At 66.5% G+C, this 16,103-nt stretch carries 15 protein-coding genes; 8 read left to right on the top strand and 7 right to left on the bottom strand.

The window, feature by feature from the left end; translation table 11 throughout:
• Nucleotides 1-54 precede the first annotated feature (54 nt).
• Nucleotides 55-1,095: a selenide, water dikinase SelD gene (gene selD, locus PO78_RS09825; protein ID WP_012585443.1), complete on the top strand. Its 1,041-nt coding sequence runs from the start codon at nt 55-57 to the stop codon at nt 1,093-1,095.
• A 262-nt stretch (nt 1,096-1,357) separates the two neighbouring features.
• Here selD and PO78_RS09820 read toward each other — a convergent pair whose 3' ends face one another.
• On the bottom strand, nt 1,358-1,993 hold the full coding sequence (locus PO78_RS09820) for an arylesterase (RefSeq protein WP_004302151.1): 636 nt from the start codon (nt 1,991-1,993) through the stop codon (nt 1,358-1,360).
• Between PO78_RS09820 and PO78_RS09815 the strand changes: the two genes are divergently transcribed.
• On the top strand, nt 1,977-2,681 hold the full coding sequence (locus PO78_RS09815; protein ID WP_043743441.1) for an ABC transporter ATP-binding protein: 705 nt from the start codon (nt 1,977-1,979) through the stop codon (nt 2,679-2,681). The genes PO78_RS09820 and PO78_RS09815 overlap by 17 nt on opposite strands.
• A gap of 251 nt (nt 2,682-2,932) precedes the next feature.
• Here the strand turns inward: PO78_RS09815 and serB are convergent, their stop codons facing one another.
• The 4 genes from serB to PO78_RS09795 all read right to left on the bottom strand — a co-directional run bounded on the left by serB (nt 2,933) and on the right by PO78_RS09795 (nt 5,744).
• Nucleotides 2,933-3,778, bottom strand: a complete 846-nt coding sequence (serB, locus tag PO78_RS09810; RefSeq protein ID WP_004302146.1) for a phosphoserine phosphatase SerB — start codon at nt 3,776-3,778, stop codon at nt 2,933-2,935.
• Nucleotides 3,775-4,851, bottom strand: a complete 1,077-nt coding sequence (locus PO78_RS09805) for a 3-deoxy-7-phosphoheptulonate synthase (RefSeq protein ID WP_004302143.1) — start codon at nt 4,849-4,851, stop codon at nt 3,775-3,777. Before PO78_RS09805 ends, serB begins: the two co-directional genes overlap by 4 nt.
• Nucleotides 4,852-4,993: 142 nt before the next feature.
• Nucleotides 4,994-5,377 (bottom strand): cupin domain-containing protein, encoded by a 384-nt coding sequence (locus PO78_RS09800; protein ID WP_004302141.1) that lies wholly within the window; start codon nt 5,375-5,377, stop codon nt 4,994-4,996.
• Between the two features lie 130 nt (nt 5,378-5,507).
• Nucleotides 5,508-5,744, bottom strand: coding sequence for a hypothetical protein (locus PO78_RS09795; protein ID WP_004302138.1), 237 nt, complete (start codon nt 5,742-5,744; stop codon nt 5,508-5,510).
• Between the two features lie 168 nt (nt 5,745-5,912).
• Here PO78_RS09795 and PO78_RS09790 point away from each other — a divergent pair, with 168 nt between their 5' ends.
• From PO78_RS09790 to PO78_RS09770, 5 genes are all read left to right on the top strand, one after another.
• Nucleotides 5,913-6,596, top strand: coding sequence for an SDR family oxidoreductase (locus PO78_RS09790; RefSeq protein ID WP_004302136.1), 684 nt, complete (start codon nt 5,913-5,915; stop codon nt 6,594-6,596).
• A 362-nt stretch (nt 6,597-6,958) separates the two neighbouring features.
• Entirely contained in the window at nt 6,959-9,973 is a 3,015-nt protein-coding gene (locus tag PO78_RS09785; RefSeq protein WP_197068757.1) for an EAL domain-containing protein, read from the top strand.
• Complete coding sequence (locus PO78_RS09780) at nt 9,973-11,301, top strand: ABC transporter substrate-binding protein (protein ID WP_004302132.1); 1,329 nt, start codon at nt 9,973-9,975, stop codon at nt 11,299-11,301. Before PO78_RS09785 ends, PO78_RS09780 begins: the two co-directional genes overlap by 1 nt.
• A 117-nt stretch (nt 11,302-11,418) precedes the next feature.
• A complete protein-coding gene (locus tag PO78_RS09775; RefSeq protein ID WP_004302131.1) occupies nt 11,419-12,018 on the top strand; it encodes a DNA-3-methyladenine glycosylase I in 600 nt (199 codons plus the stop codon).
• Between the two features lie 138 nt (nt 12,019-12,156).
• Nucleotides 12,157-13,569, top strand: a complete 1,413-nt coding sequence (locus tag PO78_RS09770; protein ID WP_043743440.1) for an aminotransferase-like domain-containing protein — start codon at nt 12,157-12,159, stop codon at nt 13,567-13,569.
• Here PO78_RS09770 and PO78_RS09765 read toward each other — a convergent pair.
• Nucleotides 13,564-13,872 carry a hypothetical protein gene (locus PO78_RS09765; RefSeq protein ID WP_040828613.1) on the bottom strand — a complete coding sequence of 103 codons (309 nt, stop codon included), beginning with the start codon at nt 13,870-13,872 and terminating at the stop codon, nt 13,564-13,566. The two genes, PO78_RS09770 and PO78_RS09765, sit on opposite strands and share 6 nt — an antisense overlap.
• 2 nt (nt 13,873-13,874) lie before the next feature.
• A complete protein-coding gene (locus PO78_RS09760) occupies nt 13,875-14,468 on the bottom strand; it encodes a cytochrome c oxidase subunit 3 family protein (RefSeq protein ID WP_040828616.1) in 594 nt (197 codons plus the stop codon).
• Nucleotides 14,469-14,681: 213 nt separating this feature from the next.
• Between PO78_RS09760 and ccoG the strand changes: the two genes are divergently transcribed.
• The gene (gene ccoG / locus PO78_RS09755; protein ID WP_004302122.1) at nt 14,682-16,079 is read left to right on the top strand and encodes a cytochrome c oxidase accessory protein CcoG; all 1,398 of its coding nucleotides are present in this window, start codon (nt 14,682-14,684) and stop codon (nt 16,077-16,079) included.
• The last annotated feature ends 24 nt before the right edge of the window (nt 16,080-16,103 follow it).

Below are 16,103 nucleotides of genomic sequence, written 5' to 3'. Positions count from 1 at the left end.
TGACACGACGCGCGGCGCCCACTTGCGCCGCGCGTCGCTTTCTCTCCCGGAAACATGAACGAAATCAGACTGACCGAATTCTCCCACGGCGGCGGCTGCGGCTGCAAAATCGCCCCCGCCGTGCTCGCCGAGCTGCTCGCCACCATGCCCGCCGGCCTCGTGCCACCCGAGCTGCTGGTGGGGACCGACACCGCCGACGACGCCGCCGTCTACAAGCTCAACGATCGCCAGGCCATCGTCGCCACCACCGACTTCTTCACCCCGATCGTGGACAACCCGCGCGACTTCGGCCGCATCGCCGCCACCAACGCGCTCTCCGACGTCTATGCGATGGGCGCCCAGCCCATCCTGGCGCTGGCGATCGTCGGCATGCCGCTCGACAAGCTGCCGCCCGCGGTGATCGGCGAGATCCTCAAGGGCGGCGCCGAGGTCTGCCGCGACGCGGGCATCCCGGTCGCCGGCGGGCACTCGATCGACGTGCTCGAGCCGATCTACGGTCTGGTCGGCCTCGGCGTGGTCGACCCCGCGCGCGTGCGCACCAACGCCGGCGCCAAGGCGGGCGACGTGCTCATCCTCACCAAGCCGCTCGGCATCGGCATCCTTTCGGCGGGCTTGAAGAAGGGCCGGCTGTCGGCAGACGGTTACGCGCAGATGATCCGCTGGACGACGACGCTCAACCGTGTCGGCGCCAGGCTCGCCGACCTCGACGGCGTGCACGCGGTGACCGACGTCACCGGCTTCGGCCTCGCGGGGCACCTGCTGGAGATGTGCCGCGGCGCGTCGCTGACCGGCGCGGTGCGCTTCGATGCGCTGCCGGTGATCGAGGAGGCGCGCGCCCTGGTCCGGGACGGCGTCGCCACCGGCGCGTCGACGCGCAACTGGGCGAGCTACGGTGCCAGCGTGGAGCTGCCGGTGGACGCCCCGGAGTGGCAGCGCAAGCTCGTCACCGACCCGCAGACCTCCGGCGGCCTGCTGATCGCCTGCGCGCCGGAAGCCGTCGAGGCCGTGCAGGCCGCGGTGCGCGCCGAGCAGGGCGAGGCGGGGACGATCGTCGGCGAGATGAAGGCGGGCGCAGCGCGGGTGGTGGTGGGGTAGGCGCGACGGGCGTTTCCGGGGAGGGGCGGTCGTCCGGCATCGGGCGCCGTGCTCCCCTGCCTTCGGCCGCGGCGCGCGACCGGGCAGTGCGATCGCGACTGGCGTCGCTCCTACAGCCAGCCCTCGGTGTTTCGGTTCTTCGTAGGAGCGACGCGAGTCGCGATCGGCCGATCGTGCCGGGACGGGCGTCGGTCGGGTCCCGTGCGCCACGATCGCGCCTCGCAGCGCTCCTGCGGCTGAATTCCCCCCGGCGCTTCGAGCCTCACTTGCGCGCCGCCTTCGTCTCCTTCGCGGCAAGCAGCGGGCGAAGGCCGGCCCATACCGTGTCGACGATGCGCGGCTGCGCCTCGGCGGCCGGGTGGATGCCGTCGGGCAGGAAGAGCTCGGGGCGGTCGGCGAAGCCGTCCATCAGGAAGGGCACGAGCGGCACCTTCTTCTCCGCGGCCACGTTGGCGAAGACCTCTGCGAAGCGTTGCGTGTAGGCCGGACCATAGTTTGGCGGCATGCGCATGCCGATCAGCAGGACGCGCGCGCCCGCCGCGTGCGCAGCGTCGATCATCGCGGCCAGGTTGTCCGCGAGCAGCTGCGGCTTGAGTCCGCGCAGGCCGTCGTTGGCGCCGAGCTCCAGGATCACCAGCGTGGGCGCATGTTCGGCCAGGGCGGCGGGCAGGCGGGTGAGGCCACCCGACGAGGTCTCGCCGGATACACTGGCGTTGACCACGACATGGCGGAACCCTTCGGCCTGCAGACGCGTCTGCAACAAGGTGGGCCATTCCTGGCCCCTTTCCAGACCGTAGCCGGCCGACAGGCTGTCGCCCCATACCAGGATGGTGTCGGCGCGGGCGACGGCGCCGAAAAGGAACATGAACGCGAAGGGAATGATGAAACGCAACGGCATCGAGCTCTCCAATCCGGTCATCGAGGTCGATGACCTGTGCAAGCAGGTCGCGCTGGCCGACGGCCAGGGCGAGCTGCGGATTTTGCAGGACATCCGCTTTGCCGTGGGTGCGGGCGAGTCGGTGGCGATTGTGGGCGCCTCCGGCTCCGGCAAATCGACCCTGCTGGGATTGCTCGCCGGGTTGGACGTTCCCGCGCACGGCACGGTGCGGGTGCAGGGCCGCGACCTCTTCGCGCTCGACGAGGACGCGCGCGCAGCGCTGCGCGGCGAGGCGATCGGCTTCGTGTTCCAGTCCTTCCAGCTGCTGCCGGCGCTCACCGCGCTGGAGAACGTGATGCTGCCGCTGGAGCTCGCCGGCGTGGGCGACGCGCGCGCGATCGCCACCCAATGGCTGCAGCGCGTCGGCCTGGGCAGCCGGCTCACGCATTATCCCAAGCACCTGTCGGGCGGCGAGCAACAACGCGTGGCGCTGGCGCGCGCCTTCGCGCCCGATCCCCGGGTGCTGCTCGCCGACGAGCCCACCGGCAACCTCGACGCCGAGACGGGGAGGGCGATCATCGAGCTGATGTTCGCGCTCAACCGCGAGCAGGGCACCACGCTGATCCTGGTGACCCACGACGAGTCCCTCGCCCGCCGCTGCGGCCGCGTGCTACGCATGGACGCCGGCCGCCTCAGCGAGGCCCCGTAGGAGCGACGCCAGTCGCGATCGGGCGGTGGGGTGGCGATGACGCGGCGGTGGAGGCGCGGGGGCCGGAATCGCGACTTGCGTCGCTCCTACAAAACCGGCGCGGGTCGGGGGTGGCCGGGGCGGTGCCGCGCGCCGTGGGAGCGACGCGAGTCGCGATCGGGCGGCGCGGTGGCGATGACGCGTCGGTGGAGGTGCGGGGGCCGGAATCGCGACTGGCGTCGCTCCTACGAAAACGGGGGCCGCGTGCGGCTTCAGCTTTCGCCGCCAGGGCCGAACAGGTCGAGGATGCCGTCCAGGCCGGTGTGGTCGAGGCAGCAGTGGGCGACGTCGCGCAGCACCGGCTTGGCGTGGAAGGCGACACCGAAGCCGGCCGCGCGCAGCATGGGGATGTCGTTGGCGCCGTCGCCGGCGGCGATCACCTGCTCGGGCCTTAGGCCCAACTCGTCGCGCGCCTGCTCCAGGTGCGCGGCCTTGGCCTCGCCGTCCACGATGTCCCCGAGCACCTTTCCGGTCAGCTTTCCGTCATACACCTCGAGCTGGTTCGCCCACGCATAGTCGAAGCCCAGCCGCGACTTCAGCCGCTCGGTGAAATACGTGAAGCCGCCCGACACCAGCATCGTGCGGATACCCGCGCGCTGCAACCCCTGCAGCAGGCGCTCCGCCCCGGGGTTGAGCTGCAGGCGGTGATCGAAGACCTCGGCGAGCGCGCTCTCGGGCAGGCCGGCGAGCAGGGCCACGCGCCGCGTCAGGGACTCGCGGAAGTCGATCTCGCCCTGCATCGCGGCCTCCGTGATCGCCGCCACCTCGCGTTTGAAGCCCTGCATGTCGGCGATCTCGTCGATGCACTCGATGTTGATCAGGGTCGAGTCCATGTCGGTCACGAAGAGGCCGAAATCGCGCAGCTGGCGGCCCTCGGGCAGCCACACGTGGTCGAGCCCCCCGGCCGCGCACGCGGCCACCAGACCTTCGACCGGCTTCGCGCCGACGAGGCGGAAGGAGCGCGTGGTGATCTGCTCGATCGCGCTCGCCTCCGACACCTTGGCGACGTTCTTGAGCGCGACGCTGTCGACGTCCTCGGCCAGCACGACGAGGTTCATGCGCGCCGCTCCCGCTTCGGCAGCACGTCGCGCAGCACGGCGGCGGACTTGCGGATCATGTCCTCGGTCGTCGCCCAATCGACACAGGCATCGGTGACCGAACAGCCGTACTTGAGCTGCGACAGGTCGGCCGGAATCGGCTGGTTGCCGGCTTCGATATTGCTCTCGATCATCAGGCCGACGATCGACTGGTTGCCCTCGCGGATCTGATGCATCACGTCCTTCATCACCAGGGGCTGGTATTCGGGCTTCTTCCACGAGTTGGCGTGCGAGCAATCGACCACGATGTTCTTCGCCAGCTTGGCCTTCGCGAGCGCCTGCTCGGCCAGCGACACCGACACCGTGTCGTAGTTGGGCCGGCCGCCGCCGCCGCGCAGCACCACGTGGCCGTAACGGTTGCCGCGCGTGCGGGTAACCGCCGACTGGCCCTGGCTGTTGATGCCGAGGAAGCTGTGCGGACTGCCGGCCGAAATGATCGCGTTGATCGCCACCTCGAGGTCGCCATCGGTGGCGTTCTTGAAGCCGACCGGCGTCGACAGGCCCGAGGCCATCTCGCGATGGGTCTGCGACTCGGAGGTGCGCGCGCCGATCGCGGTCCAGGCGATGAGGTCGCCGTAATACTGCGGTGCGATCGGGTCGAGCGCCTCGGTGGCCGTGGGCAGGCCGAGCTCGCACACGTCGAGGAGGAATTTGCGCGCACGCTCCATGCCCACGTCGATGCGGAAGGAGTCGTCCATGAACGGATCGTTGATGTAGCCCTTCCACCCGGTCGAGGTGCGCGGCTTCTCGAAATACACCCGCATCACCAGCAGCAGCACGTCGGAGACCTCGTCGGCGAGCGCCTTCAGCCGTCGCGCATAATCCAGCCCGGCCACTGGGTCATGGATCGAGCACGGCCCGACCACCACGAACACGCGCGGATCCTTGCGATCGAGGATGTCCATCACCGCCTTGCGCCCGGCCACCACCGCAGCCGCGGCGCGCTCGGTCAGCGGCACGCGCGCCTTCACCTCGTCCGGCGAGGGCATGTGGTCGAAGGCGAGGACGTTGAGGTTTTCGGTCTGGGTGGGCATTGCGGGCACTCCGATTGCTGCCTGGAAAGCCTGCAATTGTAACGCCCGTGCCGGGGCATGTCCGCGGAGATTTGCGCGGCGCAAGGGATTGGCCGGCACGCATCGAAGCCGCGCCGCATGCTCGAGCCGCCGCGCCGAGCCCCTACCCGGCAACGTAGGGCTGAACCTGGTCCTGCTCTGCCGGATGGTTGCGGGCCACCACCGCGCGCGCCGCTTCAGTGGCGCTGAGATTGATCGCCTCGTGGGGAACCCCCGCCGGAACGAACAGGAACTCCCCCGCCGCGCTGATCACCTCGTTTTCCAGCTTCGCGCCCCAGCGCGTCAGGACCCTGCCTTCGAGCACATAGATTCCGGTTTCGTAGCCGACGTGGACATGCGGCTCCGACCGGGCCCCGGGCGGGATCGTCACCAGATGCATGCTCAGCCCGCTTGCCCCGACCGTCTGCCCCGAGATCCCGATGAAATACGGCAGCCGCTGACGCGTCAGGACTTCACGGTCCGGTCGTATCGCTTGCACTTGCTTCATGTCGATCTCCTCCGCGCGGGGACGATCCCTTGGAAGTGGGTGTGGCGCATGTTGTGGATGCCTTTCCGCCGTGAAGATTCCGATGTCGCGCTCCCGCGCGCTGCCGTCCTCATCCACCGCCGGCGACAGATCACGAGGGCCGCACCGCATCGACGACCACGAAGGCGCCTTCGCCCCGACCGGGGCGCGCCGGCTCGATGTGCCCGTTCTCCGCGAGCGGCCGGGCCAGCGTCTGCGCCCACGACCGCAGGGAAAAGCCCGCATCCGGCAGCAGGCGCTCCACTTCGCACAAGGTGGTGACGACGAGCGCGAGATCGAAACGGTGCCGGTGTGTCGAAATCGTGGCGGCGGCGTGCGCCTGTGTCACATCGATCCCTCTCGATGCAGTTTAGACGTCTTCATCTAGGATGGAACGTAGGGGCCGGAATCGCGCTCGCGCAGGAGAAGACTGCCGGCTGCCGGGCCGCCGCTTCGCCGATGATCATGCCGCGCCCCGTGGGGAGGCTGCCCCGCCCAGCAGCCGAGGAGAACCGACATGCATGCGATTTCATTGAGCGGCCGCAGGGTGCTGGTCACGCAGGCCGACGCGTTCATGGGCCCGGCGCTGTGCGACGCCTTCCGCGCCGCCGGCGCCGAAGTCGTCCCCGATCGAAGCGCGCTGCTGGAGCGGGGGGCAGGGCGCGCGGTCATCGAGGCGGCCGGCCGGATCGACGTGCTGGTCCTCAACCTGGCCATTCCCGCGCCGAGCACGCCCGTCCATCAGGTGTCGGGCGGCGAATGGGAGACCACCTTCGCCGCCCTGGTCCATCCCATGCGGGAGATGGTCGCCGCCGTCCTGCCGCAGATGATCGAACGCAAGGCGGGCAAGATCCTCCTGATGGGCAGCGCCGCCGCCCTGCGCGGGATGGCCCTGCGCTCGAGCTACGCCGCCGCGCGCGGCGCGCAACTGGCCTACATCCAGGCGGTGGGCGTCGAGGCCGCGGCGCATGGCGTCCAGGTCAACGCCATTGCGCAGAATTTCGTCGAGAACCCCACCTACTTCCCGCCCGAGGTCCAGGCCACGCCGGCGTTCAAGGACCGCCTGAAGTGGCAGGTGCCGCTTGGGCGCCTGGTCACGGCGGACGAGGACGCCAGCTTTGCGGTCTATCTGTGCAGCGAGGCGGCGAACTGCTTCGTGGGGCAGGTGTTTCCGGTGTGCGGGGGTTGGGTGAACCGGTGAGGGGAAGGGTCTTCCGTATCGGCGTATGCGCTCGGTCCCGCGCGTGGAAAGCGTGTGGAGCCAGGTGGAGCCGCCGTCAGGGAAAGGACGAGACGGGCGCTGACGGCCGCATTGGATGCCAAGCTGGCAGGCGATGAACGGGCAGATGCTGGATGCAGCCTCCGTTCGCAGCAGGCGACACCAAACCTTCACGTCTCCTACCGTCCCGGCCTTGGCCCGCATCCGTCGGCGGCGACGCCTCGATTCCCTGTGAATTTTGTTGCAATTTGTCAGAAATAGTATTTCTCGATACATGCCAAGAAATCTATTATGAGTTCATGCTGAGGGTGGCGTGTCGAGGATGGAGCTTCCAGGCTCATCGGGTGCTCGTCCTGGAGGAAGTGATGATTTCGGTGCGGATGCTCCTTCTTGGAAGGAGTCTTTCCAGGTTGCTCGCCGTGGCGCTCGCGACGCTTTCTTTCGGCGTCCAGGCTGACGGCGGCAAGCTGCGGGTGGTCACCGACAACAACTACCCGCCGTACGTGTTTCCTGGTCCGGACGGAAGCCCGCAGGGGTATGTCGTCGATCTGTGGAAGCTGTGGGAGGAGAAGACCGGCGCCTCGGTCGCTTTGCAGGCCATGCAATGGGCGGACGCGCAGCGGGCCATCCTCGACGGCCGTGCCGACGTGATCGATATGATCTTCCGCACACCGGTCCGCGAGCAGCTCTACGACTTCTCCCAGCCCTACGCCACGCTCCCGGTGTCGATCTTTGTCGACCCTTCGATCAACGGGATTGTCGACGCCGGATCCATGCAGGGCTTCGCCGTCGCGGTGCAGAGGGGTGATGCCTGCATCGACAGGCTGACCACGCTCGGTGTCACCAATCTGGTTCCTTATGCGAGCTACGAGGCGGTCCTGGCTGCGGCGCGGGACGGCGACATCAAGATGTTCTGCATGGATGAGAAGCCGGCCAACTACTACCTCTACTTGTACCGCGATCAGGTGAAGTTCACCCGCGCATTCACCCTGTACGAAGGCCAGTTCCATTGGGCGGTCGCGAAGGGCGACGCGGGCACCTTTGCCCGCGTTCAGGAAGGCATGGCGCGGATCACGCCTGCCGAACTCGAAGCGCTGAGCAAGAAGTGGCTTGCGAAGCCGCTCGAGTTCCGGAGCTATCTTCGCATCATCCTCATGGTTGCGGGGATCGCTCTGGCCGTGCTCGCCGTGGCGATGCTCTGGATCCGCTTCCTTCGGGGACTGGTGTATGCGAGGACCGCCGAGATCCACCAAAAGAACGAGGCATTGGAGCAAGCAGCACGCGAGCTCGTGGTCGAGAAGGCGCAACTGCGCGCCATCTTCGATAGCAGCCCGGATGGCATGGCGCTCAAGGACCGCAATGGAGTCTACGTCGACTGCAATGCCGTGCTCGCACGTGGCTTCGGCCTGGCGCGAGCACAGATCATCGGTCGCAGCGACGACCAGTTGTTCGAGGACAAGGACTTCGTCGCCACCGTCCGGAAGAACGACGCGGAGGTCCTTGGCCAAGGAGCGAGTCATCGGTACGAAAGGCGGTTCGAGGCCGCTGACGGAACCGCCTACGAACTGGAGATCGTGAAGGTGCCAGTACGCTTGGCGGCCGATGGCGCGATCGACGGCGTGCTCGTCGTCGCGCACGACCTGACCGCGCGCCGCCGTGCGGAAAGTGAATTGCGCATCGCAGCGGCGGCGTTCGAGAGCCAGGATGGCATGATGATCACCAACGGCCGCGGGGTGATCGAACGCATCAACTCGGCATTCACACGCATGAGCGGCTATCCGGCGGAGGAGGTTGTCGGCTGCACGCCGCGCTTCCTCAAGTCGGATGTGCACGATCCGGACTTCTACTCGGCCATGTGGGGTGCCGTAGCGCGCAAGGGCTACTGGGCCGGCGAGATCGTGAATCGGCATCGTGACGGCGGCCTGTTCATCACCCGGCTGTCGATCACCGCAGTGTGCGACACGCAGGGGCGGCCGCTTCACCATGTGTGCAGCTACCAGGATATTTCGGCCGAGAGGCAGGCGCGGGAGCTGGCAGAGCGTCTCAAGCTTTACGATCAGCTCACCAACCTGCCCAACCGCAGCCTGCTCGAAGACCGTATCACCCATGCCCTGGCCAACAGCGCCGAACGCGGTGAACTCGGTGCTGTGATGATGCTGGACCTCGATCTGTTCCAGAAGGTGAACGACTCGTGGGGCCACGGGGTGGGAGACCGGCTGCTGACCGAGATGGTGCGGCGCATGCAGGGCGTTGCGGACAACGGCGAGACGCTGGGCCGCTTTTCGGGCGACAGCTTCGTGCTGATGCTCGAGAACCTTGGGCACGATCGCCAGGCGGCCGCGGGACGCGCCCAGGACCTTGCTGAGGCGGTCAGGCAGGCGATCGCGGTGCCGATGACGATCGAGGGACGTCGGATCTCGAGCACCGCAACGATTGGCGTGACGCTTTTCCGGGGGCGGGAAGCTTCGCCGGAAACCTTGCTGCGCCAAGCCGAACTGGCGATGTACAAGGGCAAGAATATGGGCCGCAACGTGGTCCGCTTCTTCGAGGACGCGATGCAGTCGGAACTCGACCGCCGCAACCTGCTGGAAGAGGAACTGCGCGAGGCCATCGAGAACCATCAACTCGTACTTCACTATCAGGTGCAGGTCGATGCCGAGGGTCTCCCGATCGGTGCGGAGGCACTCATCCGCTGGATCCATCCGGTGCGGGGTCTGGTGCCTCCGTTTGTGTTCATTCCGCTGGCAGAGGAAACCGGGCTGATCGAGCCGATCGGCCGCTGGGTGCTTGCCACGGCATGCCAGCAGCTCGCACAGTGGTCGTATGACGATCTTTTCAGTCGGCTCACCCTTGCTGTCAACGTGAGTCCGCCGCAATTCAAGGCGGCGAGTTTCGTTCAGGATGTATTCGATGAACTCGAACGCGCGGGCGTCCCCGCCAGAACGTTGAAGCTGGAGGTGACCGAGAGCCTTGCAATCGATGATTTCGATGCGTCGGTGGACAAGCTTCGACAGCTACGGGCTCGCGGCGTGAGGATCTCTCTGGACGATTTCGGCACCGGCAACTCCTCGCTCAACTACCTGACGAAGCTGCCGCTCTCGCAGCTGAAGATCGACAAGTCCTTTGTAGACGAGCTGCCGGCCAGCCATCGCGACGCTATGGTGGCCCAGACGATCATTGCCATGGGGCAGGGCTTGGAACTCGACGTGATTGCCGAGGGGGTGGAGACCCGTGCGCAGCATGAATATCTCGTCGCCCAGGGCTGTCATGCTTTCCAGGGCTACCTGTTCGGCAAGCCCTTGCCCGTGGACGCCTTCGAGGCGGCAGTGCGCGAGCGCGCGAGCTCGCAGGTGTCGTGATGAAATCCCGGTCTAGCTGCCTCGCCTTGTGTTTCGTTCTCGCGGCTCTGACGCTGTTCGTGGCCCTGCCTGTGCGTGCCGGCGCCTTGGTGATCGCGACCGTCGACAGCGCCCACATGCGTCGCCTGCAAACCCTCAGCAGCGAGTTCGAGAAGGCCAATCCGGAGATTCGCATCCGGTGGGTCGTTCTCGAGGAGTCCGAGCTGAGGCGGGTGGCAAGTGCCGACGTCGAGACGCGAGACGGCCTATTCGACGTGATTACCATCGGAATCTTCAAAGCACCGATCTGGGCTGCCAGCGGATGGATCAAACCCTTGCGGTCGCCGGACGATTTCGACGTGGACGATCTGCTGCCGACCGTCCGCAAAGCGCTTTCCTACCAGCAAGAGCTGTATGCCGCGCCCATCTACGGCGAGAGCTCCATGCTCATGTACCGCAAGGATCTGCTGAAAAAGGCGGGCCTCACCATGCCCGACAGGCCGACCTGGACCGAGGTTGCCGCGTTTGCCGCGAAGCTCCACGACCCTGCGAATGGCGTGCATGGAATCTGTTTGCGTGGCCGCCCGGGCTGGATCGAGAACATGGCGCTGGTGAGCACCATGGTCAATTCGTTTGGCGGCCAATGGTTCGATGCGGGCTGGCGACCCCAGCTGGACAGTCTGCCGTGGAAAAAGGCGGTCGGGCTGTATGCGGAACTCCTGAATCGATATGGACCGCCCGATGCGGCTTCACTGGGCTACGGGGAGAACCTCTCGCTGTTTGCGTCGGGCAGATGCGCTCAATGGGTCGGGCCGACGGTCGCTGCGGAAGTCCTCACGAACCCAGAGTCGAGTGCAGTCGCCGGTGAGGTCGGCTTCGCAGCCGCTCCGTACGAGGTGACGGCCAAGGGTGCGCAATGGCTGTGGGCTTGGGCGCTGGCGATCCCGAGCAGCATCGACCCCGTTCGGGAGGCTGACGCTCGGAAGTTCATCCACTGGGTGGCTTCACGCGACTACGTCGAGCTCGTTGCGGCCCGGCAGGGTTGGCGGGCCGTGCCGACGGGTACCCGCAGATCGACCTATGCTCGGCCGGAGTTTCAGCGCAAGGCGCCCTGGGCTGTGCATGAGCTCGAAGCGATGCTCAATGCAGATCCGGAAAACGCCACCCTGCCACCAAGCCCTTACCCGGGCATTCAGTTCGCGGCGATCCCCGAGTTCATCCTCATTGGCGACGAAGTCGGTAACCTGATCGCCGAAGCGCTCGCCGGACGCCTGAGCGTGGAGGAGGCGCTGGCGCGCGGGCAGGATGCAGCACAACGTCGGATGGTTCGTGGAGGCTACCCCCGGTAACCGGGATGGGGACAGGATCCCCATCGCCGCCGCCAAATCTGCCTCGAACCGGTAGACTAAGCCCTTCGCGCTTCGCGATCGCATAGCGTTTTCCGCACCCCCCGACCGGAGTTCCCCATGTCCGAGCGCTGCGCCTGGTGCGGCACCGATCCGCTCTACGTCGCCTACCACGATACCGAGTGGGGCGTGCCCAATCACGACGACCGCCACCTCTTCGAGATGCTCGTGCTCGAGGGCGCGCAGGCGGGGCTGAGCTGGATCACCATCCTGCGCAAGCGCGAGCACTACCGCCGCGCCTTCGACGGCTTCGACGCCGAGCGTGTCGCGCGCTATGGCGAGGCGGACCTTGCGCGCCTGCTCGCCGACGCGGGCATCGTGCGCAACCGGCTGAAGATCGAGTCGGCGGTGGCGAACGCGCGCGCGACGCTGGCGGCGCAGGAGCGCTTCGGGTCGCTGGACGCGCTGCTGTGGCGCTTTGCCGAGGGTTCGGCGCCGACCGCGCCGCCGCGCAGCCTGGCGGAAATTCCGGCGCAGACGGCGGCGTCGCAGGCGATGAGCCGCGAGCTGAAGCGGCTGGGCTTCCGCTTCGTGGGGCCGACGGTGTGCTACGCCTTCATGCAGGCGGTGGGGATGGTCAACGACCATGTGGACGGCTGCTTCCGCCAGCGCGAGATCGCGGCGGGGCGCTGCGCGACTTCACCAGCCCCCAGGCCTTGAGCCGGTTGCAGGAATACCTCGCGGCGTTGCCCTGCTGGCTCGGGCACAGCCAGGCGGCATCGCCTGCTTGCGAAGCGGCAGCGATCGAAGTGATCCATGGCAAGGCCGGGTTCGCTGCGCATCGCTAGGATCGTCCCCATGAGCCTCTACCAGGATTTTGCCGACCGGACCGCACAGCGGATCGCCGAGGGTGTCTTGCGCCCGGGCGACAAACTGCTCTCCGTCCGCCAGGCCTGCAAGACCCTCGGCATCAGCCCGATCACGGTCACCCGGGCCTACCACCTGCTCGAGAGCCGAGGCCTGATCGAGGCGCGGCCGAAGTCGGGCTACTTCGTGCGCGCCCGGCTTGGCAGCAGACTGCCCGAGCCGGAGATGACCCATCCAGCGGGCGGCTCCACGGCGCTCGAGGTCAGCGACTTCATCTTCCAGATCCTCGACAGCGTGCGGAATCCCGCCATCGTGCCGTTGGGGTCGAGCTTTCCCGACGCGCGCCTCTACCCGCTCGACAAGCTCGGGCGCTTCCTCGCGGCGGCGGCGCGTCACCTGGATCCGCTGGCAACGGTCACCGACCTTCCCCCGGGCAACGACGAACTGCGCCGACAACTCGCGCTGCGTTACCTGGCCCATGGCGCCTCGGTTTCGCCGCAGGAGATCGTCGTCACGTCGGGTGCGATGGAAGGGCTCAACCTCTGCCTGCAGGCCCTGACCCGACCCGGCGACCTGATCGCCGTCGAGTCGCCCACCTTCTATGCGGGGCTGCAGGCCAGCGAACGCCTGGGACTCGAGGTCATCGAGATCCCGAGCCACCCGCGCGAAGGGGTGAGCCTGGATGCGCTGGCCGATGCGCTGCGCCATCATCCGATCAAGGCCTGCCTGTTCATGTTGAACTTCGCGAACCCGACGGGAAGTCGCGTCCCGGACGACAACAAGCGTGCGCTGGTCGAGCTTCTCCACCAGCATCAGGTCCCGCTGATCGAAGACGATGTCTACGCCGAGTTGTATTTCGGACCCGAGGCGCCGCGATGCAGCAAGGCGATGGACACGGAGGGTCTGGTGCTGCACGTGTCCTCGTTTTCGAAGTGCCTCGCGCCCGGATACCGCTTGGGTTGGGTCGCGGCGGGGCGTTACGCCAAGGAGGTGCAGCGGCAGAAATACTCGACCAGCCTGGCGACGGCGGTCCCCATGCAGATCGCGCTGACCGACTACCTGAAGCATGGCGGCTTCGACAATCACCTGCGCCACTTGCGCCGGCAACTTGCGCGCCAGGAAGCGCAACTCCTGGCCGGCATCGAAGAACACTTTCCCCCCGGTATCCGCCTGGCCCGTCCGGACGGCGGCTATTTTCTCTGGCTGGAACTGCCGCCTCGGATCGATACGCTGCGGCTGCACGAAGAGGCGCTCGCGCAGGGGGTCAGCATCGCACCGGGGCCGATCTTTTCCGCCAAGCGCGAGTTCTCCAATTATCTGCGGCTCAACTTCGGCCATCCCGCGACCCCTCGCCAGGATCAGGCACTGGCGACGCTGGGCAGGCTGATCAAGCGGCAGCTATAGGCTCGCAAGGCGGGCGAAGCGATCGCCGAAGAAGGTCGTCAGCACGATCGCGATCGGCGTGAAGGCGATGAAGAAGCGCAGCACGTTGCGAAGGAAGGGGTGAGCCAGTTCCGCCTCGATGAAGTGGCGTGCGACCAGGTAGCCCTTGATCCAGATGATTGCAGCCACGGTCAACTGAACGGCTTGCGGCCCCCCGAGACCGTTGCCGAGTTGCGGGCTGGCGAGGGTCAGCCCCACCAGGGCCAGCCAGGTCAGGACCAGAGGCCGGAGTGAAGTGGCGGGTTTGCGCTCAATGGATTCCATGATCAGGCCAGGACGTAGAAGAAGGGGAAGATGACCAGCCAGATGATGTCGGTCGCGTGCCAGTAGCTGGCGAGCGCTTCCAGACCGCTGTGCTCGTCGGCCGTATAGATCCCGAATGAATGACGCGTCAGAACCCACAGGATGCCGAGGATGCCCCAGAAGGCATGCACCATATGGGTGAAGGTCAGGTAGTAATAGACGGTGAAGAAGATGCCCGACTCGCCGTCGATACCGTGCGCGAGGTTCCACTGGATCTCGAGGTATTTCGCCACTGGATAGCCCAGCGCCGCGACCAGGCCAGCGATCAGCCAGGCGATCGATTCACGTCTGCGCCCGGCACGCAGGCTCGTCACCGAGCACGCGATGAGAAAACTGCTGCTCACCATCAGCAAGGTGATCACCACGCCGGCGGTCTGCGAGAGCCGCTCCGCCCCGCTGTGAAAGGCGTCGGGAAAGTGCGCACGGGCGACGAAGTAGACAATGAACAGCACCAGGAACTCGACGAACTCGCAGCAGATTCCGACCCAGATGCCCTTGTTGCCGGGCACCCTGCCGGTATTGGGGCTCGCCTCACCTCCTGTGGTGGGCAAACTCATCGTATTGGCGATCACGGTGCTTCACTCCTGATTCGATGCCGTGATTGTGGCCGCCCGCAACTGCGTGGACAGGAACAGTCGGATGGATAGTCGGCAGGCACAGCGAAGCCTTTGCTCAAAATCTGTACCTATTCCAAATCGTAGGATCTGAATCTGCTCCTGCACCAACCGCGGTGATGTACTTCCGGCCATCGTCAGAGCCGGAGTACATCCATGAACCCACCCGTCAGCAAGGTGCGCGAAGCCAAGCTGGAGTTCTATCGCAAGAAGGGAAAGATCCACGCCAAAGCGGTGCAGGGCCGTTTCAACAGCCTGCGCTGGGCGATGGTCTGGCTTACCCAGATTGTGTTCTATGGCGCGTGCTGGCTGCCGTGGACGACGGAAGCCGGCACGCGGCAGGCGATTTTGCTCGACATCGTCGACGAGAAGCTCTATCTCTTCGACCTCGTCCTGTGGCCGCAGGATGCGCTGCTGCTCGCCATCGTCCTGATCCTCGCGGCAACCGCACTCTTCTTCACCACCGCCATCGCAGGGCGCCTGTTCTGCGGCTTTGCCTGTCCGCAGACGGTCTATACGTCGATCTTCGTGTGGATCGAAGGCAAGGTCGAGGGCGATCACCTCACGCGCCTGCGCCTCGACCAGAGCCCGATGTCGGCGCGCAAGCTGCTGATCAAGTCGGTCAAGCACGGCATCTGGGCGCTGGTGGCTGCGTGGACCGCGATCACCTTCGTTGGCTACTTCACACCGATCCGGGAACTGCTGCCAGCGATCGCCAGCTTCCAGACGGGCCCCTGGGAAACCTTCTGGCTGCTCTTCTACGCGACCTTCACCTATCTGCAGGCGGGGCTGGCGCGCGAGGCCGTATGCCAGCACATGTGTCCGTACTCGCGCTTCCAGGGTGTGATGATCGATTCGGATACGGCTAACGTCAGCTACGACGCCACGCGTGGAGAACCCCGTGGGACCTTGCGCCAGGCGGGCAACAAGGGAGACTGCATCGACTGCGGAATCTGCGTACAGGTGTGTCCGACCGGCATCGACATCCGCGACGGCCTGCAATACCAGTGCATCAACTGCGGCCTGTGTATCGACGGTTGCGACGAGGTCATGGACAGGATCGGCGCGCCGCGCGGCCTGATCCGTTTCGCGAGCGAGCGCGAGCTTGCCGGCCAGCCCAAAACCGCTGCGGGCTGGTCGCGGCCACGGACCCTGGTCTATGGCGGCCTGCTGCTCGTGTTCACGGCGCTGGGTGCGTGGACGCTGAACGAGCGCGTGCTGCTGCGGGTGGAGGTGCACCGTGATCGCGGGGCCCTGATGCAGGAAACCACCGACGGCCGGATCGAGAACAGCTACACCCTCAAGCTCATCAACATGGAAGAGGCGACCCGACGGTTCCGCATCGGCGTGGGCGGCCTGCCGGGGCTGCGGATCGAGGGAGCCACCGAGTTCGCGGTCGAGCCGGGGCGCGTCCGCACCGTCACGCTCACGCTGTCATCTCCGCTCGAGGGTATGCCGTCCGGCGTGCAGCCGATCGTGTTCGAGACGGTGGCGCTGCACGACGCAAGCCTTGCGGTGCGTGAGAAGGGCACCTTCATCCTGCCCTTCCGTTGAAATGGTGGCTCGCAGACGCGGGAT

Origin of the sequence: Thauera sp. SWB20, assembly GCF_000831325.1 — a bacterium.
Classification (GTDB): Bacteria; Pseudomonadota; Gammaproteobacteria; order Burkholderiales; family Rhodocyclaceae; genus Thauera; species Thauera aminoaromatica.
This window is presented reverse-complemented; position numbering and strand designations above follow the sequence as displayed.

Coding starts and splice junctions, on each gene's coding strand:
- serB (WP_004302146.1), bottom strand. CDS start 3,778: ATGAACCTCGTCGTGCTGGCCGAGGACGTCGACAGCGTCGCGCTCAAG.
- PO78_RS09775 (WP_004302131.1), top strand. CDS start 11,419: ATGTCCGAGCGCTGCGCCTGGTGCGGCACCGATCCGCTCTACGTCGCC.
- ccoG (WP_004302122.1), top strand. CDS start 14,682: ATGAACCCACCCGTCAGCAAGGTGCGCGAAGCCAAGCTGGAGTTCTAT.
- PO78_RS09790 (WP_004302136.1), top strand. CDS start 5,913: ATGCATGCGATTTCATTGAGCGGCCGCAGGGTGCTGGTCACGCAGGCC.
- PO78_RS09815 (WP_043743441.1), top strand. CDS start 1,977: ATGAAACGCAACGGCATCGAGCTCTCCAATCCGGTCATCGAGGTCGAT.
- PO78_RS09800 (WP_004302141.1), bottom strand. CDS start 5,377: ATGAAGCAAGTGCAAGCGATACGACCGGACCGTGAAGTCCTGACGCGT.
- PO78_RS09805 (WP_004302143.1), bottom strand. CDS start 4,851: ATGCCCACCCAGACCGAAAACCTCAACGTCCTCGCCTTCGACCACATG.
- PO78_RS09820 (WP_004302151.1), bottom strand. CDS start 1,993: ATGCCGTTGCGTTTCATCATTCCCTTCGCGTTCATGTTCCTTTTCGGC.
- selD (WP_012585443.1), top strand. CDS start 55: ATGAACGAAATCAGACTGACCGAATTCTCCCACGGCGGCGGCTGCGGC.
- PO78_RS09760 (WP_040828616.1), bottom strand. CDS start 14,468: ATGAGTTTGCCCACCACAGGAGGTGAGGCGAGCCCCAATACCGGCAGG.
- PO78_RS09780 (WP_004302132.1), top strand. CDS start 9,973: ATGAAATCCCGGTCTAGCTGCCTCGCCTTGTGTTTCGTTCTCGCGGCT.
- PO78_RS09770 (WP_043743440.1), top strand. CDS start 12,157: ATGAGCCTCTACCAGGATTTTGCCGACCGGACCGCACAGCGGATCGCC.
- PO78_RS09765 (WP_040828613.1), bottom strand. CDS start 13,872: ATGGAATCCATTGAGCGCAAACCCGCCACTTCACTCCGGCCTCTGGTC.